22 protein-coding genes are annotated in these 22,283 nt (G+C 72.6%); 14 read left to right on the top strand and 8 right to left on the bottom strand.

Annotated features, from left to right (window positions below; genetic code table 11):
- Positions 1–174 precede the first annotated feature (174 nt).
- The 6 genes from JOD66_RS15635 to JOD66_RS15660 are packed head-to-tail and all read left to right on the top strand — an operon-like array spanning position 175 to position 5,797.
- A complete protein-coding gene (locus tag JOD66_RS15635) occupies positions 175–1,086 on the top strand; it encodes a Rossmann-like and DUF2520 domain-containing protein (RefSeq protein WP_204837781.1) in 912 nt (303 codons plus the stop codon).
- Positions 1,083–1,964 (top strand): pantoate--beta-alanine ligase, encoded by an 882-nt coding sequence (panC, locus tag JOD66_RS15640; protein ID WP_307823556.1) that lies wholly within the window; start codon positions 1,083–1,085, stop codon positions 1,962–1,964. The genes JOD66_RS15635 and panC overlap by 4 nt, the downstream gene beginning before the upstream one ends.
- Positions 1,965–1,983: 19 nt before the next feature.
- Entirely contained in the window at positions 1,984–2,403 is a 420-nt protein-coding gene (gene panD / locus JOD66_RS15645; RefSeq protein WP_204837782.1) for an aspartate 1-decarboxylase, read from the top strand.
- A gap of 13 nt (positions 2,404–2,416) precedes the next feature.
- Positions 2,417–4,108 (top strand): L-aspartate oxidase, encoded by a 1,692-nt coding sequence (locus JOD66_RS15650; RefSeq protein WP_204837783.1) that lies wholly within the window; start codon positions 2,417–2,419, stop codon positions 4,106–4,108.
- Positions 4,105–5,019, top strand: coding sequence for a carboxylating nicotinate-nucleotide diphosphorylase (gene nadC / locus JOD66_RS15655; RefSeq protein WP_204837784.1), 915 nt, complete (start codon positions 4,105–4,107; stop codon positions 5,017–5,019). Before JOD66_RS15650 ends, nadC begins: the two co-directional genes overlap by 4 nt.
- A 1-nt stretch (position 5,020) precedes the next feature.
- Positions 5,021–5,797 (top strand): type III pantothenate kinase, encoded by a 777-nt coding sequence (locus JOD66_RS15660; protein WP_204837785.1) that lies wholly within the window; start codon positions 5,021–5,023, stop codon positions 5,795–5,797.
- Here JOD66_RS15660 and JOD66_RS15665 read toward each other — a convergent pair whose 3' ends face one another.
- Entirely contained in the window at positions 5,798–6,754 is a 957-nt protein-coding gene (locus JOD66_RS15665; protein WP_204837786.1) for a Calx-beta domain-containing protein, read from the bottom strand.
- A gap of 148 nt (positions 6,755–6,902) precedes the next feature.
- Here JOD66_RS15665 and JOD66_RS15670 point away from each other — a divergent pair, with 148 nt between their 5' ends.
- The 3 genes from JOD66_RS15670 (at position 6,903) to JOD66_RS15680 (ending at position 9,211) form a co-directional block, all read left to right on the top strand.
- Positions 6,903–7,235, top strand: a complete 333-nt coding sequence (locus JOD66_RS15670; protein WP_204837787.1) for a histone-like nucleoid-structuring protein Lsr2 — start codon at positions 6,903–6,905, stop codon at positions 7,233–7,235.
- A gap of 81 nt (positions 7,236–7,316) precedes the next feature.
- Positions 7,317–8,546, top strand: coding sequence for a sensor histidine kinase (locus JOD66_RS15675; protein ID WP_204837788.1), 1,230 nt, complete (start codon positions 7,317–7,319; stop codon positions 8,544–8,546).
- Complete coding sequence (locus JOD66_RS15680; RefSeq protein ID WP_307823557.1) at positions 8,543–9,211, top strand: response regulator; 669 nt, start codon at positions 8,543–8,545, stop codon at positions 9,209–9,211. Before JOD66_RS15675 ends, JOD66_RS15680 begins: the two co-directional genes overlap by 4 nt.
- On the opposite strand, the gene JOD66_RS15685 is transcribed toward JOD66_RS15680, so the two are convergent.
- Positions 9,205–10,746, bottom strand: coding sequence for a hypothetical protein (locus tag JOD66_RS15685; protein ID WP_204837789.1), 1,542 nt, complete (start codon positions 10,744–10,746; stop codon positions 9,205–9,207). The genes JOD66_RS15680 and JOD66_RS15685 overlap by 7 nt on opposite strands.
- A 202-nt stretch (positions 10,747–10,948) precedes the next feature.
- On the opposite strand from JOD66_RS15685, the gene JOD66_RS15690 reads away from it, so the two are divergent.
- Positions 10,949–13,516 carry an ATP-dependent Clp protease ATP-binding subunit gene (locus JOD66_RS15690; protein WP_204837790.1) on the top strand — a complete coding sequence of 856 codons (2,568 nt, stop codon included), beginning with the start codon at positions 10,949–10,951 and terminating at the stop codon, positions 13,514–13,516.
- 96 nt (positions 13,517–13,612) lie between these two features.
- Here JOD66_RS15690 and JOD66_RS15695 read toward each other — a convergent pair whose 3' ends face one another.
- Entirely contained in the window at positions 13,613–13,939 is a 327-nt protein-coding gene (locus tag JOD66_RS15695; protein WP_239545256.1) for a DMT family transporter, read from the bottom strand.
- A gap of 77 nt (positions 13,940–14,016) precedes the next feature.
- On the opposite strand from JOD66_RS15695, the gene JOD66_RS15700 reads away from it, so the two are divergent.
- Positions 14,017–14,616 (top strand): TetR/AcrR family transcriptional regulator, encoded by a 600-nt coding sequence (locus JOD66_RS15700; protein ID WP_307823558.1) that lies wholly within the window; start codon positions 14,017–14,019, stop codon positions 14,614–14,616.
- Here the strand turns inward: JOD66_RS15700 and JOD66_RS15705 are convergent.
- A complete protein-coding gene (locus tag JOD66_RS15705; protein ID WP_204837791.1) occupies positions 14,601–15,473 on the bottom strand; it encodes an HhH-GPD family protein in 873 nt (290 codons plus the stop codon). The two genes, JOD66_RS15700 and JOD66_RS15705, sit on opposite strands and share 16 nt — an antisense overlap.
- Positions 15,474–15,567: 94 nt before the next feature.
- Here JOD66_RS15705 and JOD66_RS15710 point away from each other — a divergent pair, with 94 nt between their 5' ends.
- The 3 genes from JOD66_RS15710 to JOD66_RS15720 all read left to right on the top strand — a co-directional run bounded on the left by JOD66_RS15710 (position 15,568) and on the right by JOD66_RS15720 (position 18,180).
- On the top strand, positions 15,568–16,329 hold the full coding sequence (locus tag JOD66_RS15710) for a hypothetical protein (RefSeq protein WP_204837792.1): 762 nt from the start codon (positions 15,568–15,570) through the stop codon (positions 16,327–16,329).
- 160 nt (positions 16,330–16,489) lie between these two features.
- Positions 16,490–17,752, top strand: a complete 1,263-nt coding sequence (locus JOD66_RS15715) for an NHL repeat-containing protein (protein ID WP_204837793.1) — start codon at positions 16,490–16,492, stop codon at positions 17,750–17,752.
- Between the two features lie 41 nt (positions 17,753–17,793).
- Complete coding sequence (locus JOD66_RS15720) at positions 17,794–18,180, top strand: hypothetical protein (RefSeq protein WP_204837794.1); 387 nt, start codon at positions 17,794–17,796, stop codon at positions 18,178–18,180.
- Positions 18,181–18,194: 14 nt separating this feature from the next.
- On the opposite strand, the gene disA is transcribed toward JOD66_RS15720, so the two are convergent.
- The 4 genes from disA to radA all read right to left on the bottom strand — a co-directional run bounded on the left by disA (position 18,195) and on the right by radA (position 22,169).
- Positions 18,195–19,268 (bottom strand): DNA integrity scanning diadenylate cyclase DisA, encoded by a 1,074-nt coding sequence (gene disA / locus JOD66_RS15725; RefSeq protein ID WP_307823560.1) that lies wholly within the window; start codon positions 19,266–19,268, stop codon positions 18,195–18,197.
- A gap of 60 nt (positions 19,269–19,328) precedes the next feature.
- On the bottom strand, positions 19,329–20,207 hold the full coding sequence (locus JOD66_RS15730; RefSeq protein WP_204837796.1) for an inositol monophosphatase family protein: 879 nt from the start codon (positions 20,205–20,207) through the stop codon (positions 19,329–19,331).
- A complete protein-coding gene (locus JOD66_RS15735) occupies positions 20,204–20,647 on the bottom strand; it encodes a GNAT family N-acetyltransferase (protein WP_204837797.1) in 444 nt (147 codons plus the stop codon). The genes JOD66_RS15730 and JOD66_RS15735 overlap by 4 nt, the downstream gene beginning before the upstream one ends.
- A 91-nt stretch (positions 20,648–20,738) precedes the next feature.
- Positions 20,739–22,169, bottom strand: coding sequence for a DNA repair protein RadA (gene radA, locus JOD66_RS15740; RefSeq protein WP_204837798.1), 1,431 nt, complete (start codon positions 22,167–22,169; stop codon positions 20,739–20,741).
- Between the last annotated feature and the right edge of the window lie 114 nt (positions 22,170–22,283).

Raw genomic sequence — 22,283 nt, forward strand, 5'->3', positions numbered from 1 at the left:
CCGGGCGTGTGACGCAAGCCACCGGACCGAGCCGTTCCGGGGCTCCCCGGGCAGGCGTACCGTTGAGGCGTCCCGGAACCCCGGGACGACACCACTGAGCACAACGTCCGGTACCCACACCGGCTCGCACCCCCGGGCGCGAGTGGTCGGCGGGACGGGAACGAAAGGTTCACGATGTCCCCCAAGTTCACTGTGGGTGTGGTCGGCGCGGGTCGCGTCGGCGCCGTGCTCGCCGCGGGTCTCCGCGCGGCCGGCCATCCCGTCGTCGCCGCCGCCGGCGAGTCCGACGCCTCGCGAGGTCGCGCCGCGGCGCTGCTGCCCGGCGTCGAGCTGCGCAAGCCGAGCGATGTCGCCCGCGAGGCCGAGCTGCTCCTGCTCACCGTGCCCGACGACATGCTGCCCAATGTGGTCAAGGTCCTCGCCGACAGCGGCGCGCTGCACGCCGGCCAGGTGGTCGCCCACACCTCGGGCCGCCACGGGCTCGCGGTGCTGGCCCCGGCCGTCGCCGTCGGCGCCCGGGTGATCGCGCTGCACCCGGCGATGACCTTCACCGGCACCGCCGTCGACCTCGAGCGGCTGCACGGCTGCGTCTTCGGTCTCACCGCCGGCCCCGAGGAGCGCGCCCTCGCCGAGTCGCTGGTCGCCGATCTCGGCGGTCGCCCGACCTGGGTTCCCGAGGAGATGCGCACGCTCTACCACGCGGGCCTGGCCCATGGCGCCAACCACCTGGTCACCCTGGTCAGCGAGGCGATGGGCCTGCTCGGCGCCGCCGGGGTCGACGACCCGGCCGGCACCCTCCGTCCGCTGCTCGACGCGGCCCTCGACAACGCGCTCGCCCACGGCGACGCCGCCCTAACCGGACCGATCGTGCGCGGCGACGTGCAGACCGTCGCCGCCCATCTCGAGGACATCTCGGCCAACGCTCCCGACACCGTGCCGTCGTACGTCGCGATGGCGTGGGCCACCCTCGACCGGGTGGTGATCGACGGCCGGCTGCTGCCGATCCGCGCCCAGGCCATCGCCTCCGTGCTCAGCGCGTACGGCGAGCGCCGGGTGCTGCCCACCCCGCGGGTGGAGTCGGCGTGACGACCCTGACCAGGCCCGCTGTCGCACGCAGCCGGGCCGACCTGGCGGGCCTGCTCGCCGGTCGCGGCACGGTCGTGCTGGTGCCGACCATGGGCGCCCTTCACCAGGGTCATGCCACCTTGATGCGGATCGCCCGCGAGCGGGCCGGCGCCGACGGCACGGTCGTGGTCTCGATCTTCGTCAACCCGCTGCAGTTCGGCCCGAGCGAGGACCTCGACCGCTACCCCCGCACCTTCGACGCCGACCTCGACCTCGCCGCGGCCGAGGGCGTCGACGTGGTGTTCGCCCCCGTCGTCGCGGAGATGTACCCCGACGGCGTGCCCCACGAGGGGGTCGCCTCCGAGGCGGTCACCGTCCAGCCGGGCCCGCTCGCCGACCTGCTCGAGGGCGCCAGCCGGCCCGGGCACTTCCGCGGCGTGCTGACCGTCGTCGCCAAGCTCTTCGGCCTGGTCCGGCCCGATGTCGCGGTCTTCGGCGAGAAGGACTACCAGCAGCTCGCGCTGATCCGCCGGATGACCGCCGACCTGTGCCTCGGCATCGACATCGTCGGCGCCGTCACCGACCGCGAGCCCGACGGCCTGGCCCGCTCCAGCCGCAACCGCTATCTCGACGCCGAGCAGCGGCAGCAGGCCGTCGCCCTGAGCCGAGCCCTGCGCGCGGCCCAGGACCGGGCGGCGTACGGCGTCCCGGCGGCGCGCTGGGCGGCGATGGCCGTGCTCAAGGCCGAGCCGGGCGTCGAGCTCGACTACCTCGCGCTGACCACGACCGGCCTGGGCGAGCTGCCCGACTACCCCGAGCCCGGCACCGAGGGCCGGGTGCTCGTCGCCGCCCGGGTCGGCACCACCCGCCTCATCGACAACCTTCCGCTGCAGTTCTGAACCCTCGAGGGAGACTCCCATGCTGCGCACCATGATGAAGAGCAAGATCCACCGGGCCACGGTGACCCAGGCCGACCTCCACTACGTCGGCTCGGTCACCGTCGACGAGGACCTGCTCGAGGCCGCCGACCTGCTGGCCGGCGAGCTGGTCCACATCGTCGACATCACCAACGGCGCCCGGCTCGAGACGTACACCATCGCCGGGGAGCGGGGCAGTGGCGTGATCGGCATCAACGGCGCCGCGGCCCGGCTGGTCCACCCCGGCGACCTGGTCATCCTGATCGGCTACGGCCAGATGACGACCGAGGAGGCCAAGGAGCACCAGCCCCACGTCGTCTTCGTCGACGCCGACAACAAGATCATGGCCACCGGCTTCGACCCGGCCGAGACCTTCGGCGACCCGAGCCTGTCCCGGGGCGACGTGACCGCCGGTCGCTGAGTAGCCTGCGGGGATGCCACAGCAGCTGCACCTGCCCGGGTGCCTCACCGCCCCGAGCCCCGGCTGGACGACGCAGGCGGACGTCGTCATCGTCGGCTCCGGCATCGCCGGACTCACCGCCGCCCTGCGCCTGCGCGGGCAGGTCGACAAGATCCTGGTCGTCACCAAGGACGTGCTCAACGCCGGGTCGACCCAGTGGGCCCAGGGCGGCATCGCCGCCGCGCTCGGTCCCGGCGACACCCCCGAGCAGCACGAGGCCGACACCCTGGTCGCCGGCGCGGGCGCCTGCGACCGCGAGGCGGTGCGGGTGCTGGTCAACGAGGGGCCGGAGGCGGTGCGTGAGCTGATCGCGCTCGGCACCAACTTCGACCACACCGACGACGGCGAGCTGTCGCTGACCCGTGAGGGCGGCCACCACCGCGACCGGATCGCGCACGCCGGCGGCGACGCCACCGGCGCCGAGATCCAGCGTGCCCTGATCGCCGCGATCGAGGCCGCCCCCGACATCGAGGTCATCCAGCACGCCCTGGCCGTCGACCTGCTGCTCGGCGCCGGCGACGTGGCCGAGGACGGCAGCACCGGCCCGGCGACGGTCGCCGGCCTCACCCTCCACGTCATCGGCGAGGGCGAGCGCGACGGCGTCGGCGCGGTGCACTGCCGCGCCGTGGTGCTGGCCAGCGGCGGCCTCGGTCAGGTCTTCACCCAGACCACCAACCCGGCCGTGTCGACAGGTGACGGCATGGCGCTCGCGCTGCGCGCCGGCGCGACCCTGCGCGACCTGGAGTTCGTCCAGTTCCACCCGACGGTGATGTACCTCGGCCCCGACTCGCGCGGCCAGCAGCCGCTGATCTCCGAGGCGGTGCGCGGCGAGGGTGCCTTCCTGGTCGACGACGACGGTCACCGGTTCATGCAGGGCGTGCACGAGCTCGCCGACCTCGCGCCGCGCGACGTCGTCGCCAAGGCGATCATGAAGCGGATGCTGGAGACCGGCCGGCCCCACATGTGGCTCGACGCCCGCCACCTCGGCAAGGAGTTCTGGGAGCGTCGCTTCCCGACCATCCTGGCCACCGCCCGCTCCTACGGCATCGACCCGGTCACCCAGCTGATCCCGGTCGCGCCCGCCTGCCACTACGCCTCCGGCGGGGTGCGCACCGACCTCCACGGCCGCACCGACGTGCCGGGGCTCTACGCCACCGGCGAGGTGGCCTGCTCCGGCGTCCACGGCGCCAACCGGCTCGCGTCCAACTCGCTGCTCGAGGGCCTGGTGTTCTCGCGGCGGATCGCGGAGGTGCTGCCGGGCGAGCTCGGGCCGTGGCGCGAGCCGGACGCCGAGCGTCGTACCGCGGGCCTGGTCGCCGGCGACATCCGCCGCGAGCTGCAGGAGACGATGAGCTCCCGGGTGGGCGTGCTGCGCTCCGCCCCCGGCCTGGCCGAGGCCGCCGCGGTGCTCGACAAGCTCGCCGGCCGGGCCGCCGAGACCGTCGACCAGGCCTCGTGGGAGGCCACCAACCTGCTGACGATCAGTGCCGCGCTCACCGACGCGGCCGCCCTGCGCGAGGAGACCCGCGGCTCCCACTGGCGCGACGACTTCCCCGAGCGCGACGACGCGCGTTGGGCCGGCCACTTCGACGTGACCATGGACGACGGCGCCACGACGGTCGCCTTCGTCGCCGCTCCCGCGACCGACGGGGACCTGCCCGCATGATCGCCCGCACGCCGTACGACAACCTGCCGGCCGCGCTCCTCGACGAGATCGCCGGCGCCGGGCTCGACCCACGCGCCGTCTACGACCACGTCGCCGTCGCCTTCGAGGAGGACCTGCCCGGTGGGGTCGACGACGTCACCAGCGACGCGATGCCCGACATGGGCACCGCGGTGGCCGACTTCGCCGCGCGCGAGTCGGGCGTGGTCGCGGGCCTGGCGATCGCCGAGCTCGCGTTCGCCTACGCGCTCGGCGACACCGTGACGATCAGCGGCCGGGTCGCCGACGGCACCCACGTCGAGCCGGGCGACGTCGTGCTCACCGTGTCGGGGCCGGTGCGGGGGGTGCTCACCGCCGAGCGCACCGCCCTCAACTTCGCCTCCCACCTCTCCGGCATCGCCACGGCCACCTCCCGGTGGGTCGACGCGCTCGCCGGCACCCGGGCCCGGGTGCTCGACACCCGCAAGACCCTGCCGGGCTGGCGCGCGCTGCAGAAGTACGCCGTCCGGTGCGGTGGCGGGGTCAACCACCGGTTCAGCCTGGTCGACCGGGCGATGGTCAAGGACAACCACGCCGTCGCCGCGGGTGGGGTCGTGGCGGCCTACGAGGCCGTCGTCGCCAAGCACCCGGGCCTGCGGGTCGAGGTCGAGGTGATGGACCTCGAGGAGCTGCGCGCCGTGCTCGCCGCCGGCTGCACTGAGATCCTGCTCGACAACATGTCCACCGCCGACATGGCCGAGGCCGTACGGATCAACGCCGACGCCGGCGGCAAGGCCACCCTGGAGGCCTCCGGGGGGCTCACCCTCGACCGGGCCCGCGAGGTCGCCGAGACCGGCGTCGACTTCATCTCGGTCGGTGCGCTCACCCACTCGGTCGTCGTCTTCGACCTCGGCCTGGACTTCCGGACCGACTGACATGCCCCTGCTCGCCGCCGACATCGGCAACGCCCACACCGTCCTCGGACTGGTGTCCGACGGCGCGGTGCACGCCGACTGGCGGGTCTCGACGGCCGAGCACCGCACCGCCGACGAGTGGGGGGTGCTGCTGCGCGGGCTGCTCGGCACCCGCGAGGACGAGGTCACCGGAATCGCGGTGTGCGCGACGGTCCCGGCGGTGCTCAATGCGTGGCGCGAGATGCTGCCGGTGCATTTTCCCGACATTCCCTGCGTCATCGTCGAACCCGGTATTCGCACCGGCGTGCCGATTCTCGTCGACAATCCGCGCGAGGTCGGCACCGACCGGATCGTCAACGCCCTCGCGGCCGCCGCCGATTTCGAGTGCCCGGCCATCGTCGTCGATTTCGGCGGGACCGCCACGACCTACGACGTGGTCGACGAGCAGGGCCGATATGTGGGTGGTGCGATCACGCCCGGAATCGAGATCTCGCTCGACGCGCTCAGCCGTGGCGGAGCCCAGCTGCGGATGGTCGAGCTGGTCCGCCCCCGCGGCGTGATCGGCAAGAACACCGTCGAGGCGCTCCAGTCCGGCATGGTCTTCGGTGTCGCCAGCCAGGTCGAGGGCATGGTCGAGCGGCTCACCGCGGCGCTCGGCGCGACGCCCGGCGAGGTCTCGGTGATCTCGACCGGCTATCTCGCCCCGCTCGTCACCGACGAGTGCCGGTGCTTCACCCACCGGGCCCCGTGGCTGACCCTGCGCGGGCTGGAGAAGGTGTTCGTCCGCAACCAGCGCTGATCACGGCGCGGCGTAGGCGATCTTCCAGTCGAAGGGGTCGCTGCCGGTGAGGTTCCAGGTCTCCTGGCGGCTCGAGCCCTCGCTGCGCGAGCCGGCGTAGGCGAAGAGGCTCGCCGTCGACTGCTGGTAGGTCTCGAGATAGATCTCCTGGTGGTACTCGCTCGGGTCGCCGTTGCAGGTGATCGGGAGGGTCTTGGCGGCGCTGGTGAGCTCGGCCTCGACGACGTAGTCGTAGGGCGCGCCGTCGTGGTAGCTGGGGTAGAGGATCCGCGCGCCCGAGGTCCCGGTGAAGCCCGAGGTGCCGACCGCGCCGGATCCGGTACAGCCGTTGAAGGTGTTCTGATAGCTCCAGTTCAGCGTGGCGCTCTGCAGCTTCCACTCCGGGTGGTCGCGTCCGTCCGAGGTCGGGTCGTAGACGTAGGTGACGGTGCCGTTCCAGGTCATGGTCTGGTCGTACGCCGGTCCCTTCTGACCGGAGAAGGTGCCGGTGATGACGCGGGGGATCCGCAGCGTCTTTCCCGTGCCGTCGCCTCCGCCGGCCGAGCCCGAGCCGCCGTCGTTGGCCCGGATCGTGACGGTCGCCGACGCCGCCGCGCCGTGCGCCGGCTTGAACCTGACGGTGAAGGTCTCGTCGGGCTCGGGTCGGGTGTCGTTGACGATGCCGACGCGCACCTTCCCCTTGCGGGCGCCCTTCGCGACGGTCAGCGTGCCCTTGGCCGCCTTGTAGTCGGCGCCGGCGCTCGCGGTGCCGGCGAGCGTCTTCCAGCGGATCCGGACGGCCTTCCTGGCCGGCTTGGCGAGCCGCACCTTCACGGTGACGTGCCCGGCGGTCTCCGCCACCGACAGGGCGGGTGCGTTGACGACGGTCGCCGCCGCGGCGAGCGCCGGCGCGGGAACGGAGACGCCGGCGAGGCCCAGCGACACGAGCGCGGCGAGGGTGCAGAGTCTGGCGATCACGTTCTCGACGCTAGATAGCGCGAGGAATTCCGACATCAGGGTACGACCCTGATCTTTGCGTCGAATGACTGCTAGTGTGAATTCGCTACCGATATCCGACATTGTCGGTGTTCGTTCGAATATCCCTACTTCTCCCAGCGAGGAATTCATGGCACAGAAGGTCAACATCGTCCTGGTCGACGACATCGACGGCACCGAGGCCACCCAGACCGTCTCCTTCGGCCTCGACGGCGCCCAGTACGAGATCGATCTCAACGACGACAATGCCTCCGCGCTGCGTGAGGCGTTGGCGCCGTACGTCGGCCACGGCCGCAAGTCCGGCCGCGGCGGCGCCGGCAAGCGGAGCGGTGGCCGGGCGGCGGCCGCCGGCGGCACCTCCGCGAAGGAGATCCGCGAGTGGGCCCGCGACAACGGCTTCGCCGTCCCCGAGCGGGGCCGGATCCCCGCCGACGTGCGGGAGGCCTACGAGTCGGCGCACTGAGCCGGTCCCCCGCCCGGGGGAGGCCGCGATCCGCTCCGGCGAGGGTGGTCGCGGCCGGTCGGGCCGCCCGAGGATGAGGTCATGAAGCCCGCGCTCCTGGAACCCCACGACCGACCGGTCCCGGCGTCGTACCTCCTCGCGGGCGTCACCGCCTCGCTGTTCGTGTTCGTCTGCTTCGCCACGGCGCAGTGGTTCCCGTGGTTCGTCCAGCAGACGTCGGTCGCCTACGTCGTGCCGACACTCTTCGGGATCGGCCCCGGCCTGGTGATCGCTACCCCGATGGCGGTTGCCTGCTGGGTGGCCTTCCGGTGGCCGGCCTTCGCCCTCGCCATCGCCGGGCTGCCCCTGGCCGCGACCCTGCTCAGCCCCAGCACCGCGCCGCTCCACTTCGGCGTGCTGGCCAACCTCGGTGCGGTCGCGCTGACCTGCTCGTGGCGCCGGCCGGTGATGTCGGTGGTGTCCGTGACGCTCGCCCTGCTCGTCGTCGGGGTCTGGGTGGTCACCGGGATCGACATGGAGGCACCCTTCGCCTCCCACATCGACCTCGCCTACGGCGCCGGCGCGGCCGGTGTCGGGATCGTCTACGGGATCGCGTTCCTGCTGCTGCTCGGCTTCGTGCTGTGGCTGCGTTCGACGGCGTTGCGCGAGGAGCAGCGGGTCCGGCTGGTGGCCCGCGAGGGCGCTGTCGCCGCGCAGGGTGCGGTGGTCGCCGAGCGGGCCCGGCTGGCACGCGACCTGCACGACGTGGTGGCCCACCACGTCTCCCTGATCGCGGTGCGGGCCGAGACCGCGCCGTACACCGAGCCCGACCTGGAACCGGCCGGACGCCGGGTGCTCGCCGAGGTCGCGGCCGAGGCGCGGCTCGCGCTCGACGAGCTGCGTGGGGTGCTCGGCATCCTCGGTCGCGCCGGGGACGCGGAGCGGGCGCCGCAGCCGACCCTCGCCGACGTCGCCGCGCTGGTCGAGCGCACCCGGCGCTCGGGCCAGGAGGTCCGCCTCTCGGGAGACGTGCGGGCGCCGGTCGGGGCGGCTCCCGGCTATGCGGCGTACCGCGTGGTCCAGGAGGCGCTCACCAACGCGCGCAAGCACGCGCCCGGCGCACCGGTCGACGTCGAGGTGACGACCACCTCGCACCTGCTGGAGGTCCGGGTCGCCAACCCGGTCGCGCTGCCGGGCGCCGAGCTCGGGACCGGGCGCGGCCTGATCGGGATGCGCGAGCGGGTAGAGGCACTCGGCGGCCGACTCCGGGTGCAGGCGGCGGGCGACCGGTTCGAGGTGGCGGCGACGATCCCGACGGGCGGTGCCGCGTGACAGCGGCCGACCAGCCGCTGCGGCTGGTCGTCGCCGACGACCAGCCGGTCATCTGCGCCGGCTTCGCCGCGCTGCTCGACGCCCAACCGGGCCTCGAGGTGGTCGGCACGGCGGGCGACGGCCGTGAGCTGGTCGCCCTGGTCGCCGCGACCCGCCCCGACGTGGCGCTGGTCGACGTACGGATGCCCGAGCTCGACGGCATCGAGGCGACCCGGCTGATCACGGCCGACCACCCCACGAAGGTGCTGATCCTCACCACCTTCGACCTCGACGCCTACGTGTACGACGCCGTCCGCGCCGGCGCGAGCGGCTTCCTGCTCAAGGACGCGACCGCCGAGCGGCTGGTCGAGGCGGTGCGGATGGTCGCCGAGGGCGCGGTGCTGCTGGCGCCGGCCGTCAGCCGGCAGCTGGTGGCCGCCCGGTTCGCCGAGGTGCCGGGCGCCCGCCCGGAGCCGGCCGCCGCCCGCGAGCTCAGCCCTCGGGAGCGGGAGGTGCTGCTCGAGCTCGCCACCGGCCGCTCGAACGCCGAGATCGCCGGCGAGCTGGGCATCGCCCCGGAGACCGTGAAGTCGCACGTGGCCGAGGTGCTGCGCAAGCTCGGCCTGCGCGACCGGATCCAGGCCGTGGTCTACGCCTACGAGCACGGCCTGGTGGCGCGTCAGTAGCCGCCGTACGGCAGCGGCTCGGGCTCCGGCGTCGGCGCCCACGAGGACTCGCCGCGCCCCAGGTCGTCGTGGAGACCGCTGAGCGCACCCTGGTTGTCCTGGTCGGCACCCGCGAGCCAGCCGGCGGCGATCGCGAGGTTCCGGCCGGCGTCGACCAGCTCGCGGCCGGAGCCGGTCGTGATCTTGTCGAACTCGGTCAGGATCTCGGCCACCTTCTCCTGGGGGCCGCTGGTGCCGTAGCCCAGCGGCCAGCCGCGGGCCCAGATGCTGGCCGGGGCCAGGCCGTAGGCGTCCTCGGCCGCGCGGGCGAAGATGCTGGCGATGACCGGGATCTGGTTGATCCCGATGTCGCGCAGGGCGCCGGTGTGGACCTGGATCTGCTCGGTGGTGGCGACGCCCGGGTCCAGGCCGGCGTCCGGATGGATGTGGAGGTAGTCGAGCTTCACGGTGCCGATCGCCTCGTCGAGCCGGCGGGCGCAGTGGTAGAGCTCCTCCTCCTGCGCGAAGGTGGCCCGGCGCAGGGTCAGGATCGCCTCCTCGAAGTTCTTGGCCACCTGCTCGGCGGTGCCGGCCGACAGCGGCTTCGGCGGGTCGGGCTTCGCCTTGTTCTCCGGGATCACCGCCTGCAGGAAGCCGGCGACCGCCGACGCGCCCTTGAGGACGGTGCCGGCCGGGGCCGGCACGAAGGTGCCGGCGAGGTCGGTGAAGGCCTTGACGATCTTCAGGTCGATGTTGAAGTCGAACGCGGGCGGCTCGTAGTTGAAGGCGGCCTCGGCGGCCGCGCACAGCGCCATGATGTCGTTGCCGGCCTCCTCCCACATCTTGGCCTCGCCGCCGAGGATCAGGGTGAGGCCGTAGGCGATCTGGCCCTGGTTCTGCAGCACGGTGCCGACCCGGACCGGGCCGTACTTGCTGCGGAAGGCGTAGACCATGTCGGAGTCGACGTCGCCGCCGACGTACTCGGAGAACAGGTCGAAGGCGGTGGTCCGGTTCGGGTCGGCGAAGGTCGGTCGCCACTCCTCGGCGTTCGGGCTGCCGAAGCCGCTGGTGGGCGTCAGCTCCTGCACGGCGGCGTTGGCCTTCCCGGCCTCCTGGGCGAACCGGCCGTGGTCGGGCAGCGTGTCCCAGCCCTCGAGGATGGACTCGATCCGCTCCAGCCAGGGCTGGTAGCACGACGTCCACGGGTCGACCTGGCAGATGTAGCCGGGCAGGTTGTCGATCTCCTCCTCGCGCACCAGCGTGGTGCCCGGCGGGAAGCTGGAGGAGGTGAGGGCGGCGCCGTCGGCGCGGTCCCACTGGCCGTGGGCGTTCATCGACACCCCGGGAACGAAGAACTGGACGGTGCCGGTCGGGCCGTTGACCGGAGGCAGGGTGTTCCCCGCCAGGGCCGGATAGGGGATCATCGACCCCTGGTTGAACCCGGTCGAGGCGTCCCCCTCCCAGCCGACGCCCTTCTCCTCGAACATCATCTTGATGGCGTTGTGGGCGATCTTCTTCTTGAAGTCGGTGATCGCCTGGCTCGAGTACGTGGTCACGCTCTTCCTCTCCTGCCCGAGACTCCCCAGTCGAGGTGGACACGTGCCCCACCTCGGCCCGGTGAAACAGGTCACGGGAAATCGGCCGGATCGGCGGGCGTTCGCTGACAGCGGACGGAGATGGGGGCGTGCGGGGGAACGCGTAGGGTGGGAGCGGAGTTGTTCCCCGTGGACAACCGTGTGACGTGTGAGGAGCGTGCAGATGTTCGAGCGGTTCACAGACCGTGCCCGCCGGGTGGTCGTGCTGGCCCAGGAAGAGGCCCGCATGCTCTCCCACAACTACATCGGGACCGAGCACATCCTGCTCGGCCTCATCCACGAGGGGGAGGGTGTCGCCGCCAAGGCGCTCGAGTCGCTGGACATCTCCCTGGAGGCCGTGCGCGCCCAGGTCGAGGAGATCATCGGCCAGGGCCAGCAGGCGCCGTCGGGCCACATTCCCTTCACCCCCCGTGCCAAGAAGGTCCTCGAGCTCTCGCTGCGCGAGGCGCTCCAGCTCGGCCACTCCTACATCGGGACCGAGCACATCCTGCTCGGCCTGATCCGCGAGGGCGAGGGCGTCGCCGCCCAGGTGCTGCAGAAGCTCGGCGCCGACCTCAACCGGGTCCGCCAGCAGGTCATCCAGCTGCTCTCCGGCTTCCAGGGCAAGGAGGGCACCGCCGCGGCGGCCAGCACCGGCAGCTCCAGCGGAGGTGACGCGCCGTCGTCCTCGCTGGTGCTCGACCAGTTCGGCCGCAACCTGACCCAGGACGCCCGCGAGGGCAAGCTCGACCCGATCATCGGCCGCGCGCAGCAGATCGAGCGCGTGATGCAGGTGCTGTCGCGCCGCACCAAGAACAACCCGGTGCTCATCGGCGAGCCCGGCGTCGGCAAGACCTCCATCGTCGAGGGCCTGGCCCAGGACATCGTCAAGGGCAACGTGCCCGAGACGCTCAAGGACAAGCAGATCTACACCCTCGACCTGGGTGCCCTGGTCGCCGGCTCGCGCTACCGCGGTGACTTCGAGGAGCGCCTGAAGAAGGTGCTCAAGGAGATCCGCACCCGCGGCGACATCGTGCTGTTCATCGACGAGATCCACACCCTCGTCGGCGCCGGCGCGGCCGAGGGCGCGATCGACGCGGCCTCGATCCTCAAGCCGATGCTGGCCCGCGGCGAGCTGCAGACCATCGGTGCGACCACCCTCGACGAGTACCGCAAGTACCTCGAGAAGGACGCCGCCCTGGAGCGCCGCTTCCAGCCGATCCAGGTCCCCGAGCCGTCGATCGCCGACACCATCGAGATGCTCAAGGGCATCCGCGACCGCTACGAGGCCCACCACCGGGTGACCATCACCGACGAGGCGCTGGTCTCCGCCGCGACCCTGGCCGACCGCTACATCTCCGACCGCTTCCTGCCCGACAAGGCGATCGACCTGATCGACGAGGCCGGCTCCCGGCTGCGGATCCGCCGGATGACGGCGCCCGCCGACCTGCGTGAGTACGACGAGCAGATCGCCGAGGTCCGCCAGCGCAAGGAGGCCGCCATCGACGGCCAGGACTTCGAGGCCGCCGCGCGCCTGCGCGACGAGGAGAAGCAGCTCATCCTGAAGAAGTCCGAGCGCGAGAAGCAGTGGCGCGCGGGCGACATGGACGAGGTCGCCGAGGTCGACGAGGAGCTGATCGCCGAGGTGCTCGCCGTGGCGACCGGCATCCCGATCGTGAAGCTCTCCGAGGAGGAGTCCACGCGGCTGCTCAAGATGGAGGACGAGCTCCACAAGCGGGTCATCGGCCAGGAGGAGGCCGTCAAGGCGCTCTCCCGGGCGATCCGTCGTACCCGTGCGGGGCTGAAGGACCCGAAGCGCCCCGGCGGCTCGTTCATCTTCGCCGGTCCGTCCGGTGTCGGTAAGACCTGGCTGTCCAAGACGCTGGCCGAGTTCCTGTTCGGCGACGAGGACGCGCTCATCCAGCTCGACATGTCGGAGTTCGGCGAGAAGCACACCGTCTCGCGGCTCTTCGGCTCGCCTCCGGGCTACGTCGGCTACGAGGAGGGCGGCCAGCTCACCGAGAAGGTGCGCCGCAAGCCGTTCTCGGTCGTGCTCTTCGACGAGGTCGAGAAGGCCCACCCCGACATCTTCAACAGCCTGCTGCAGATCCTCGAGGAAGGTCGCCTGACCGACTCGCAGGGCCGGGTCGTGGACTTCAAGAACTGCGTCATCATCATGACTACCAACCTCGGCACGCGCGACATCGCCAAGGGCATCAACCTGGGCTTCAACCAGGCCGGTGACGCGGCTGGCTCCTACGAGCGGATGAAGGGCAAGGTCTCCGAGGAGCTCAAGCAGCACTTCCGCCCCGAGTTCCTCAACCGCGTCGACGAGATCATCGTGTTCCCGCCGCTGTCGCAGGAGCAGATCGTCGCGATGGTCGACAACATGATCAACGCGGTCGAGGTCCGGCTCAAGGACCGCGACATGCAGCTCGAGCTGACCCAGAAGGCCAAGAACCTGCTCGCCGAGCGGGGCTTCGACCCGGTCCTGGGTGCCCGGCCGTTGCGCCGCACGATCCAGCGCGAGATCGAGGACGTGCTCGCCGAGAAGATGCTCTACGGCGAGGTCGGCCCCGGCCAGATCGTGCTCGTGGACGTCGACGGCGAGGGTGCCAACGCCACCTTCACCTTCGAGGGACAGAAGGTCGGCGCCCTGCCCGACCTCCCGCCGCTCGAGACGGTCGCCGAGACCATCGCCGAGCCGGGTGACCTGGGCGACAGCGACCTCCCGGCCGCCGGCAACGACTGACCCGGCACTAACTGGCCTCTGAATGACGCCGACCCGGCAGAAAGTAGCGCTACTTTCTGCCGGGTCGGCGCACTTTTCGCGCCAGTTTCTGCCGGGTCAGTGGGTGCCCGCGAGGTTGAGCAGGACGACGCCCAGCACGATCAGAGCGAGGGCGGCCGCCTTCAGCAGGTCCACGCGTTCGCCGAGGAAGAGCACGCCGACCACGGCCATGCCGGCGGTGCCGAGCCCGGCCCACACGGCGTACGCGACCGAGACCGGCAGGTGCTTGACCACCATGGCGAGCAGCCAGATGGACGTGGCGTAGCCCGCCAGGACCACGACGGTCCACAGCGGGTCGCGGAAGCTCTGGGTCCGGGGGAGGGCGGCGCTCGCCGCGACCTCGACCCCGATGGCGGCCATCAGGAGCGCCCAGGCGATCGCCATGGCGCACCTTCCTCTCTGCCCGCTCCGCGGGGCGTGTAGCAACTGCTACATACTGTAGCACCTGCTACATTCGACGCGTGGAGACGGCGACGACGGCTCGAGAGGGCGACCGGCGGGGACAGCTCGCCGAGGCGGCGACCGACCACGTCCTCGCCCACGGCCTGATCGGGCTCAGCCTGCGCCCGCTCGCCGCCGCGCTCGGCACCAGCGACCGGATGCTGCTCTACCACTTCTCCGGCAAGGACGACCTGGTCGCGACCGTGCTGCACACCTCGAACGAGCGGTCCGTCGGGCTGGTCCGCTCGCTGCCGGCCGCACCGTCGGTGCGCGAGACCGTCATCGCGCTGTGGGAGGCGTCGACGACGCAGGGTCAGCTCGAGAGCTGCCAGCGCCTGTACGTCGAGGCGGCGGCCCTCGGCCTGCTCGGCAAGGAGCCCTACGCCAGCGTCGTGGGTGAGTCGAACCGGACCTGGCTGCGGGCGCTCGCCGACCTCCTGGTGCGGGCGGGGTGCAGCCCCGAGCTCGCGCCGCGGGCCGCGAACCTGCTCGACGCGGCGCTGATGGGACTCCAGCTCGACCTGCCGCTCGACCGCGGCACGGCCACCCTGGAGCAGTCCGTCGCCGACCTCGCGGACGCGGTCGGGGCGATCGCCGCGGCGGGTCAGGGGAGCCGGTAGCGCCCGTCGGCGTCGAGGGCCGCGAGGCCGTCCGCCACGAGCGACGCCAGCGCCCGCTCGCGCTGGCCGGCGTCCTCCCACACGACGTCGAGGCGCGCCTTCGGGACCGCGCCGGGAGCGTCGCGGAGCACCGCGAGCAGCCGGCCCCGGCACTGCCGATCGGTTCCCGCATAGGTCTGCACCGGCCGCGGTGGTCCGTCGTACGCCGGAGCCCCGGCCCGCTGCCACGCGCACAGGTCCACGACGGGGCAGCCGGCGCAGCGCGGCCGGTCGGCCGTGCACACGAGCGCGCCCAGCTCCATCACGGCGACCGACCAGGTCGCCGCGGTGGGAGCGTCCTGGGGGAGCAGCGCCGCCCCCAGGTCGCGCTCGGCGCGGGTCACCGAGCGCGGCGGGAACTCGGTGCCGGTGATCGTGCGGGCCAGGACCCGCCGGACATTGGTGTCGAGCACCACCTGGCGCTGCCCGTAGGCGAACGCCGCCACGGCCGCGGCCGTGTAGTCGCCGATCCCGGGCAGGGCCAGCAGGTCGTCGTACGACGCCGGGACCTCGCCGCCGTGCTGCTCGGTGATCGCCACCGCCGCGGCGTGCAGCCGCAGCGCCCGGCGCGGGTAGCCCAGCCGTCCCCAGGCGCGGACCGCCTCGCCCGAGGACTCCGCCGCCAGCGCCGCGGGGGTCGGCCACCGGGTCAACCAGGCCTCGTGGACGGGCAGCACCCGCACCACCGGCGTCTGCTGCAGCATGAACTCGCTCACCAGCACCGACCACGGGCTCGCCTCGGGGCGGCGCCAGGGCAGGTCTCGGGCGTTCGCGTCGTACCAGTCCAGGACCGCGTCGACCAGGGTGCTCGTCGTCATCGCGGCTCCATTGTGACCTGCCTCCCGCCGTCGATCACGGGCGGCCTCGGCGGGTCAGCCGGGTTCGTACGGCGCGGCTGACTACCGTCGTCCCATGCCCACGTCCCGCCAGCTCCCTCCCGGGGTCTACTGGCGGCGCCGGGTGTTCGTGCTCGGCATCGCGTTCGCTCTGGTGTTCGTGATCGCCCGGGTGCTCACCGCCGGCAGCGACGGCCGTTCGGGGGAGCAGCCGGCCGCCGAGCAGGCCGGCGGGCAGGTCGACCCGGCGGCGGACCCGAGCTCGGACGACACCGAGTCGGCCGGCGCCGAGGGCAGCCGTGGCACCGATGCCGCTGACGGCGCCGTGCCGCCGAGCGTGCCGACGACGCCGACGCTCGCCGTGCCCGACGGCGAGTGCGCGGCCGCGGACGTCCTGGTCACCCCGTCGATCGCCGAGGGCGCCGTGGCCGGCCGCGACGTCGCGATCACGCTGTCCCTGCAGACCCGCGAGTCCGAGGCCTGCACCTGGCAGGTCAGCGCCGACAGCCTGGTCGTCAAGGTCGCCGAGGGCGGCCGGAACGTCTGGACCACCAGCCAGTGCCCGCAGGCCGTCGCGGCGCAGTCGGTCGTCGTACGTCGGGCGGTGCCGGCCGCCATCCAGCTCACCTGGGCCGAGGCCCGGGAGTCCACCGACGGCTGTACCCGCCGTGCTGGCTGGGCCGACCCCGGCTCCTTCACGGTCGCCGCGGCCGCGCTCGGGGGTGAGCCCGCCGAGGCGGACTTCGTCCTCAATGCACCCGTCGCCGAGACGATCCAGGTCACACCGGACGCGAAGAAGACCAAGAAGCCGAAGAAGTCGAAGACCCCGGTCAACTGACCGGCGTCGGCCGGGGCCGGCCGGCGTATCGACGATCTGCGAACGCGACGGGCTCTCGACGTTTGGTTCCCGGACCCGCCCGGGAACCCGGCGGACGATCTCTGTCCGACGGTCGGTGAAGGGTGTGGGTTCGATGGTGTCGAGAGGGCTTCGTTCGAGGGTGCTGGGTGCCGCTGTCGCCGGGCTGGTGGGCGTGGGTGTGCTGAGCCCGGCGCCGGGAGCGGTGGCGGCCGACCCGGGGCCCGCGGGCTACGCGTACGCCACGGAGTGGATCTACTCGACCGACGCCTCCGAGGTGCCGCAGGCCGTGGCGACCGACGCGGCCGGAAGGGTCTACGCGGTCGGCCCCAACTCCGGCTACGGCGACGACAACTCCACGGTGCGGGCCTACGACCCCAACGGCGGGCTGGTGACCCAGTGGGAGGTGCCCTTCCCCAATATCGGCGACCTGACCGTGGACGCCGCGGGCAACGTCCACGTCGGCGACTACTCCGGCCATGTCCCGTCGGACGTCCCGGCCGGGGTCTACGTCTACTCCCCGGCCGGCGCCTACCTGCGGTGGTACCCGATGCGGCCCTGCTGTGACGTCAACGAGACCGTGGGCGGGATCGGCATCGGGCCCAACGGGCGTACCTATGTCGCCAGCCCGACCAGCGACCAGGTCGTCGTCTTCAACGCCGACGGCACGCGGTACAAGACGTTCAGCGGCTCTGGCGTTGCGCCGGGGCGGCTGAAGTCGCCGTGGGGGCTCGACGTGGCTCCCGACGGGAGCGTCGTGGTCGCCGATCGCGACAACAGCCGGGTCCAGGTGTTCACCGCCGAGGGCGTCTACGTCACCGGTTGGGGACAGTCGGGCACGGGGCCGGGGCAGTTCGTGACCGCCGCGAGCAGCTTCAACGTCGAGGTGCGCGACGACGGCCTGGTCTACGTGGTCGACGGCACCGACCGGGTGCAGGTGTTCACCCTCGCCGGTCAGTACCTCGGCACGGTACTCGCGACGACCAAGCGGAGCGGAGACACCATGACCGGCCTGACCGGTGTCGCCTTCGGCCCGCAGCGCGAGCTCTACGTAGCCGGCAAGCTGTTCCCGTTCGAGAACGGCGTCGCGAAGTACGTCCTCGCCGGTACCGGCGCCGGTGTGGCCAAGGTGAAGGCGCCGAAGCGCGGGGTGCAGGTCACCAAGCGGAAGGTGCGGCTCACGGTGCGGTGTGTCAGCGCGACGCCGTGCTCGGGCACGCTGAGCCTGACGGTGAAGGGCAAGCCGGTCGCGACGCCGAAGGCCTACGCCGTCGCCCCGGGCGGCGAGGCCAAGGTCGCGGTGAAGCTGACCAAGAAGGGGCTGAAGAAGGTCCGCAAGAAGCCGGTGACCAAGGCGGTGGCGAGCGTGACCGGCGGGGCGACGAAGGTCAAGATCCGGCGCTGAGCCGACCGTTTGTCACGGGGACGGCGGGGGAGGAGGAGTCGGTGGACGTCTCACGGATTCTCGGGACCGGAGCGGTGCTGCTGCTCGGGGCTGCTCTGACCGGCTGCGGCGGCCCGCCGGGCGACGCGAGCGCTCACGAGTTCTGTGCCACCTGGCAGCAGGACTCGGGCAACGGAGTCGAGGGCGCGCGCGACCGGGCGGCGGCGCTCGAGGAGGTCGGTACGCCGGCCGGCCTCGGCGACGACGCCCGCGACGGCTTCGAGATCTTCGTCGAGCAGCTCGGCAGCATCGACGCGGAGCAGCTCACCCAGCTCGACCAGGTCGCGGCCGACGTCACCAGCCTCGCGGACGTCTACGGGATCGACGAGGACGAGGCGGAGGACGTGCTCGCGTTCTTCGACTACGTCACCGCGACCTGCGCGGAGTAGGCCCTCGGGTCGACCTAGACGTAGCGCTCGAGGATCGTCGACTCCGCGAGCCGGCTCAGCCCCTCACGGACACTGCGGGCGCGCAGCTCACCGACGCCCTCGACTGCCTGGAGGTCGTCGATGCCGGCCGAGAGCAGCTTCTGGAGGGTGCCGAAGTGGTCGACCAGGCCCTCGATGACGCTGGCCGGCAGCCGCGGCACCTTGGTGAGCAGCCGGTAGCCGCGCGGCGCGACGGCGCCGTCGAGGTGCTCGCCGGTGCCGATGCCGAGGACCTTCGCCACCGCCGACGGGTCGACCAGGTCGGTCGAGGAGAGCTGCTCCAGCTTGCCGAGCAGGTCGCCGGGCTCGCGGCTGCGGCGCCGGGAGGGGGCGTAGTCGCGGATCACCAGCTCGCGCTCGGTGTCGACGCCGGTGACCAGCTCCTCGAGCTGGAGCGCGAGCAGCCGGCCGTCGGTGCCGAGCTCGAGCACGTAGTCCTCGATCTCGCGCGCGATCCGGCTGACCATCTCCAGCCGCTGAGCGACGACCGCGACATCGCGCACCGTCACCAGGTCCTCGATCTCCAGCGCGGACAGGGTGCTGGAGACCTCGTCGAGGCGCAGCTTGTAGCGCTCCAGGGTCGCCAGCGCCTGGTTGGCGCGGGACAGGATCTGACCGGAGTCCTCGAGCACGTGGCGGGTCTCGCCGACGTACGCCGCGATGATCTGCATCGACTGGGACACCGAGATCACCGGGTGACCGGTCTGCTTCGCGACCCGGTCGGCGGTGCGGTGGCGGGTGCCGGTCTCCTCCGAGGGGATGCTCTGGTCCGGCATCAGGTGGACCGCCGCCCGGATGATCCGGTTCACCGCGCCGTCGACGATGATCGCGCCGTCCATCTTGGCCAGCTCGCGCAGGCCGGTGGCGGTGAACGGCACGTCGAGCTCGAAGCCGCCCGTGCACAGGCTGTCGACCAGCCGGTCCTGCCCGAGCACGATCAGCGCTCCGGTGCGGCCGCGGAGGATCCGCTCGAGTCCGTCGCGCAAGGGCGTACCGGGGGCGATGGACGCGAGGGCCTCGCGGAGTCGGGGATCGGCCGACGTGACCACTGGTGCTCCCTGCTGATGTGCTGCTCGGACAGGTCTCACCCTATCCGCGCGGGGTGCACCTCATGCCTGGTTATTCGGTAGGTGGTGTCGTCGTGGCGGGCGACTGTCGTGGATGGTGGCCGCGGCGGGGCGGTCGGAGGCGGTGACGGCTGCCAGGTGCGGGGCGACCAGGTCGGTCAGCCGTCGGTGGGTCGCGGCGTCGGCGGCGATGATCAGCCCGCGTCCGGAGGCGAGCTCGGAGCCGCTGAGATCGGTCACGACGCAGCCCGCCGCGCGGCACAGCGCGATTCCCGCTGCGAAGTGGACGCTGTCGACGACGGCGCCGTCGCTGACATAGCCGGCGCGCCGGCCCGCCGCCACCCAGGCGAGGGCCAACGTGGTCGATCCGACCCGCGGCCCGAAGGCGGCGCGGAAGGCGGCGTCGATCACCTGCGCGCCCACGAACGGACGGTCGAGCGGCCCGTCGCAGTTGACGTCGACCAGTCGAGACGCGCGCGACGGGGCCAGCGGGAGGTCGGTGCCGTCGGCGCTCCGGAGCGCGGCGCGCACGCCGTCGGTCCAGAACACCTCGCCGGCGATCGGGTCGGAGGTCGCGGCGACCAGGGTGAGGGCGCCGTCGACGAGCGCCACGTTGACTGCCACCAGCGGCGTGCGTGCGGCGAAGTTGACGGTGCCGCACAGCGGGTCGACCAGCCACCGGCGGGACGCGGTCGCGGCACCCCGGCGTCCGGTCTCCTCGCCTTCGACGGCGTCGTCGGGGCGAGCGGCGGTGATCACGTCGAGCATGGCGTGCTCCGCCTCGAGGTCGACGTTCGTCGCGAAGTCGAGACCGGTCTTCGCCTGGATGCGGAGCGCCTGCCCGTAGCCGGCCCGCACGGTCGTCGTACCGGCGGCAAGGGCCGCCAGGGCGACGTCGAGGTCATGCTCCGGCGCGGTCACGGCAACGGGTCCGTCGGGGTGAGGTCGGTGCCGAAGACCAGCGCCGGTCCGCCGTGGGCGTGCACCTCGCCCTCGAGGGCCAGGCCGATCCTCGCGGCCACGCGCTGGGACGGGAGGTTGTCCGGACGGATGATCGCCACCAGGTGGTCGATCCCGGCCTCCCGGGCGGCGTCGCGGACGGCCGCCGCGGCCTCGGACGCATAGCCCCGGCGGCGCAGGGGCGCACGGACGTGCCAGCCGACCTCGACCAGCTGCTCACCCTCGACCGGCTGCAGGGTCAGCCCGCAGTCGCCGACGAACTCACCGGCATGGGTCTCGATCACCCACAGCCCGAAGCCGTAGGTCTCGTAGTTCTGGAGGGTCCACTCGATCCAGCCCTGGGGACCTCGGGTGCCACCGATGTCCAGCGTCGCGATCAGGGAGAGGTCGCCGGTGTGCATCGGGCGAAACCGGAGTCTCGGCGTCGGCGGTGGAAGCACCCTGGGAACTCTAGGCCAGCGAGCGCGGTCGGGCGGGCGGGAGCGACGTGGGCTACTCGACCACCTCCAACGCGTGCTTGGTACGACGGTCGAGGTGGAGGGCGGTGAGGGCCGAGGCGACGTCGGGGACCTCGATGACGCGCATGCCGTCGACGGTGCGCTGGCTGGCGGCGCGGCGTACGCCCTGGGCGGTGCCGGGGTCGGCGGGGACGACGGCCATGGCGAAGCCGAGGCGGGCGGCCTCGGCGAGCCGCTGGGGGAGGTCGCGGACCCGGCGCAGCTCGCCGGAGAGGCCGATCTCGCCGAGGGCGACGACGCCGGCGGGCGGGGCGCTGACGAAGTGGGCGGATGCGACGGCGACGGCGAGGGCGAGGTCGGCGCCGGGGTCGCTGAGGCGGGCGCCGCCGACGGTCGAGGCGAAGACGTCGTGCTGGTGGAGGCGGATGCCGCAGTGCTGCTGGAGCACGGCGAGGATCATCGCCAGCCGGGAGCCGTCGATCCCCGAGGTGGTACGCCGAGGCCGCTCGGCGGGCGACAGCGTCACCAGGCCCTGCACCTCGGCCAGCAGCGGGCGGCGCCCCTCCATCGAGACGGCGACGCACGTGCCGGGGACGCGGCCGTGGTGGCGCTCGACGAAGATCCCGGTCGGGTCGTCGACGGTGCGGATGCCGTCGGGGCCGAGGTCGAAGCAGCCGACCTCGTCGACCGGGCCGAACCGGTTCTTGACCGCGCGCAGCATCCGGAACCGGGAGTTGCGCTCGCCCTCGAAGTGCAGCACCACGTCGACGAGGTGTTCCAGCACGCGGGGGCCGGCGATCGCGCCGTCCTTGGTGACGTGGCCGATCATCACCACGGTGATGTCGCGGCTCTTGGCCATCCGCACCAGCGCCTGCGCGACCTCCTTGACCTGGGTGACCCCGCCGGGGACCCCGTCGACGCCGGAGGCGCTGATCGTCTGGACCGAGTCGATGACGACGGTGCTCGGGCGGACCTGCTCGATGTGGGTGAGCACCGCGCCGAGGTCGGTCTCGGCGGCGAGGTAGAGCTGGTCGTGGATGCCGCCCGTGCGGTCGGCGCGCAGCCGCACCTGGGCGGCCGACTCCTCGCCGGTGACGTAGAGGGTGCGCTGGCGGGCGGCGGCAGTGCGCGCCGCCACCTCGAGCAGCAGGGTCGACTTGCCGACGCCCGGCTCGCCGGCGAGGAGGACGGCCGCGCCCGGCACCAGGCCGCCGCCGAGCACCCGGTCGAGCTCCGGCACGCCGGAGCGGTGGTGGACGGCCCGCTCGGCGGAGACCTGGCCGATCGGGACCGCGGCACTGGTCACCGGGGCGGCGGACGTGCGCCCCGAAGGGCTGGCGCTCGCGGTGGCGACCTCGGACACCGAGCCCCAGGCCTGGCACTCCCCGCACCGGCCCACCCAGCGCGCGGTGGACCACCCGCACTCGCTGCAGCGGTAAGTCGAACGTGTTTTCGAACCAGCCATGGCACGACAGTAGATCAGGGGTCCGACAGAACCGGTGTGGCACGCGGCGGTGGTGGAAAAGGGCCTGGCCGGGCCGCCCGGTGCCGACGGATCCGGGGCGATGGGAAAGGCTGG

Origin of the sequence: Nocardioides nitrophenolicus, assembly GCF_016907515.1 — a bacterium.
GTDB classification, from domain to species: Bacteria; Actinomycetota; Actinomycetes; order Propionibacteriales; family Nocardioidaceae; genus Nocardioides; species Nocardioides nitrophenolicus.

Excerpts from the sequence above, each read along its gene's own strand:
- JOD66_RS15635 (WP_204837781.1), top strand. The coding sequence starts at position 175 with ATGTCCCCCAAGTTCACTGTGGGTGTGGTCGGCGCGGGTCGCGTCGGC.
- panD (WP_204837782.1), top strand. The coding sequence starts at position 1,984 with ATGCTGCGCACCATGATGAAGAGCAAGATCCACCGGGCCACGGTGACC.
- JOD66_RS15650 (WP_204837783.1), top strand. The coding sequence starts at position 2,417 with ATGCCACAGCAGCTGCACCTGCCCGGGTGCCTCACCGCCCCGAGCCCC.
- nadC (WP_204837784.1), top strand. The coding sequence starts at position 4,105 with ATGATCGCCCGCACGCCGTACGACAACCTGCCGGCCGCGCTCCTCGAC.
- JOD66_RS15660 (WP_204837785.1), top strand. The coding sequence starts at position 5,021 with ATGCCCCTGCTCGCCGCCGACATCGGCAACGCCCACACCGTCCTCGGA.
- JOD66_RS15670 (WP_204837787.1), top strand. The coding sequence starts at position 6,903 with ATGGCACAGAAGGTCAACATCGTCCTGGTCGACGACATCGACGGCACC.
- JOD66_RS15675 (WP_204837788.1), top strand. The coding sequence starts at position 7,317 with ATGAAGCCCGCGCTCCTGGAACCCCACGACCGACCGGTCCCGGCGTCG.
- JOD66_RS15690 (WP_204837790.1), top strand. The coding sequence starts at position 10,949 with ATGTTCGAGCGGTTCACAGACCGTGCCCGCCGGGTGGTCGTGCTGGCC.
- JOD66_RS15695 (WP_239545256.1), bottom strand. The coding sequence starts at position 13,939 with ATGGCGATCGCCTGGGCGCTCCTGATGGCCGCCATCGGGGTCGAGGTC.
- JOD66_RS15705 (WP_204837791.1), bottom strand. The coding sequence starts at position 15,473 with ATGACGACGAGCACCCTGGTCGACGCGGTCCTGGACTGGTACGACGCG.
- JOD66_RS15710 (WP_204837792.1), top strand. The coding sequence starts at position 15,568 with ATGCCCACGTCCCGCCAGCTCCCTCCCGGGGTCTACTGGCGGCGCCGG.
- JOD66_RS15735 (WP_204837797.1), bottom strand. The coding sequence starts at position 20,647 with ATGCACACCGGCGACCTCTCCCTGATCGCGACGCTGGACATCGGTGGC.
- radA (WP_204837798.1), bottom strand. The coding sequence starts at position 22,169 with ATGGCTGGTTCGAAAACACGTTCGACTTACCGCTGCAGCGAGTGCGGG.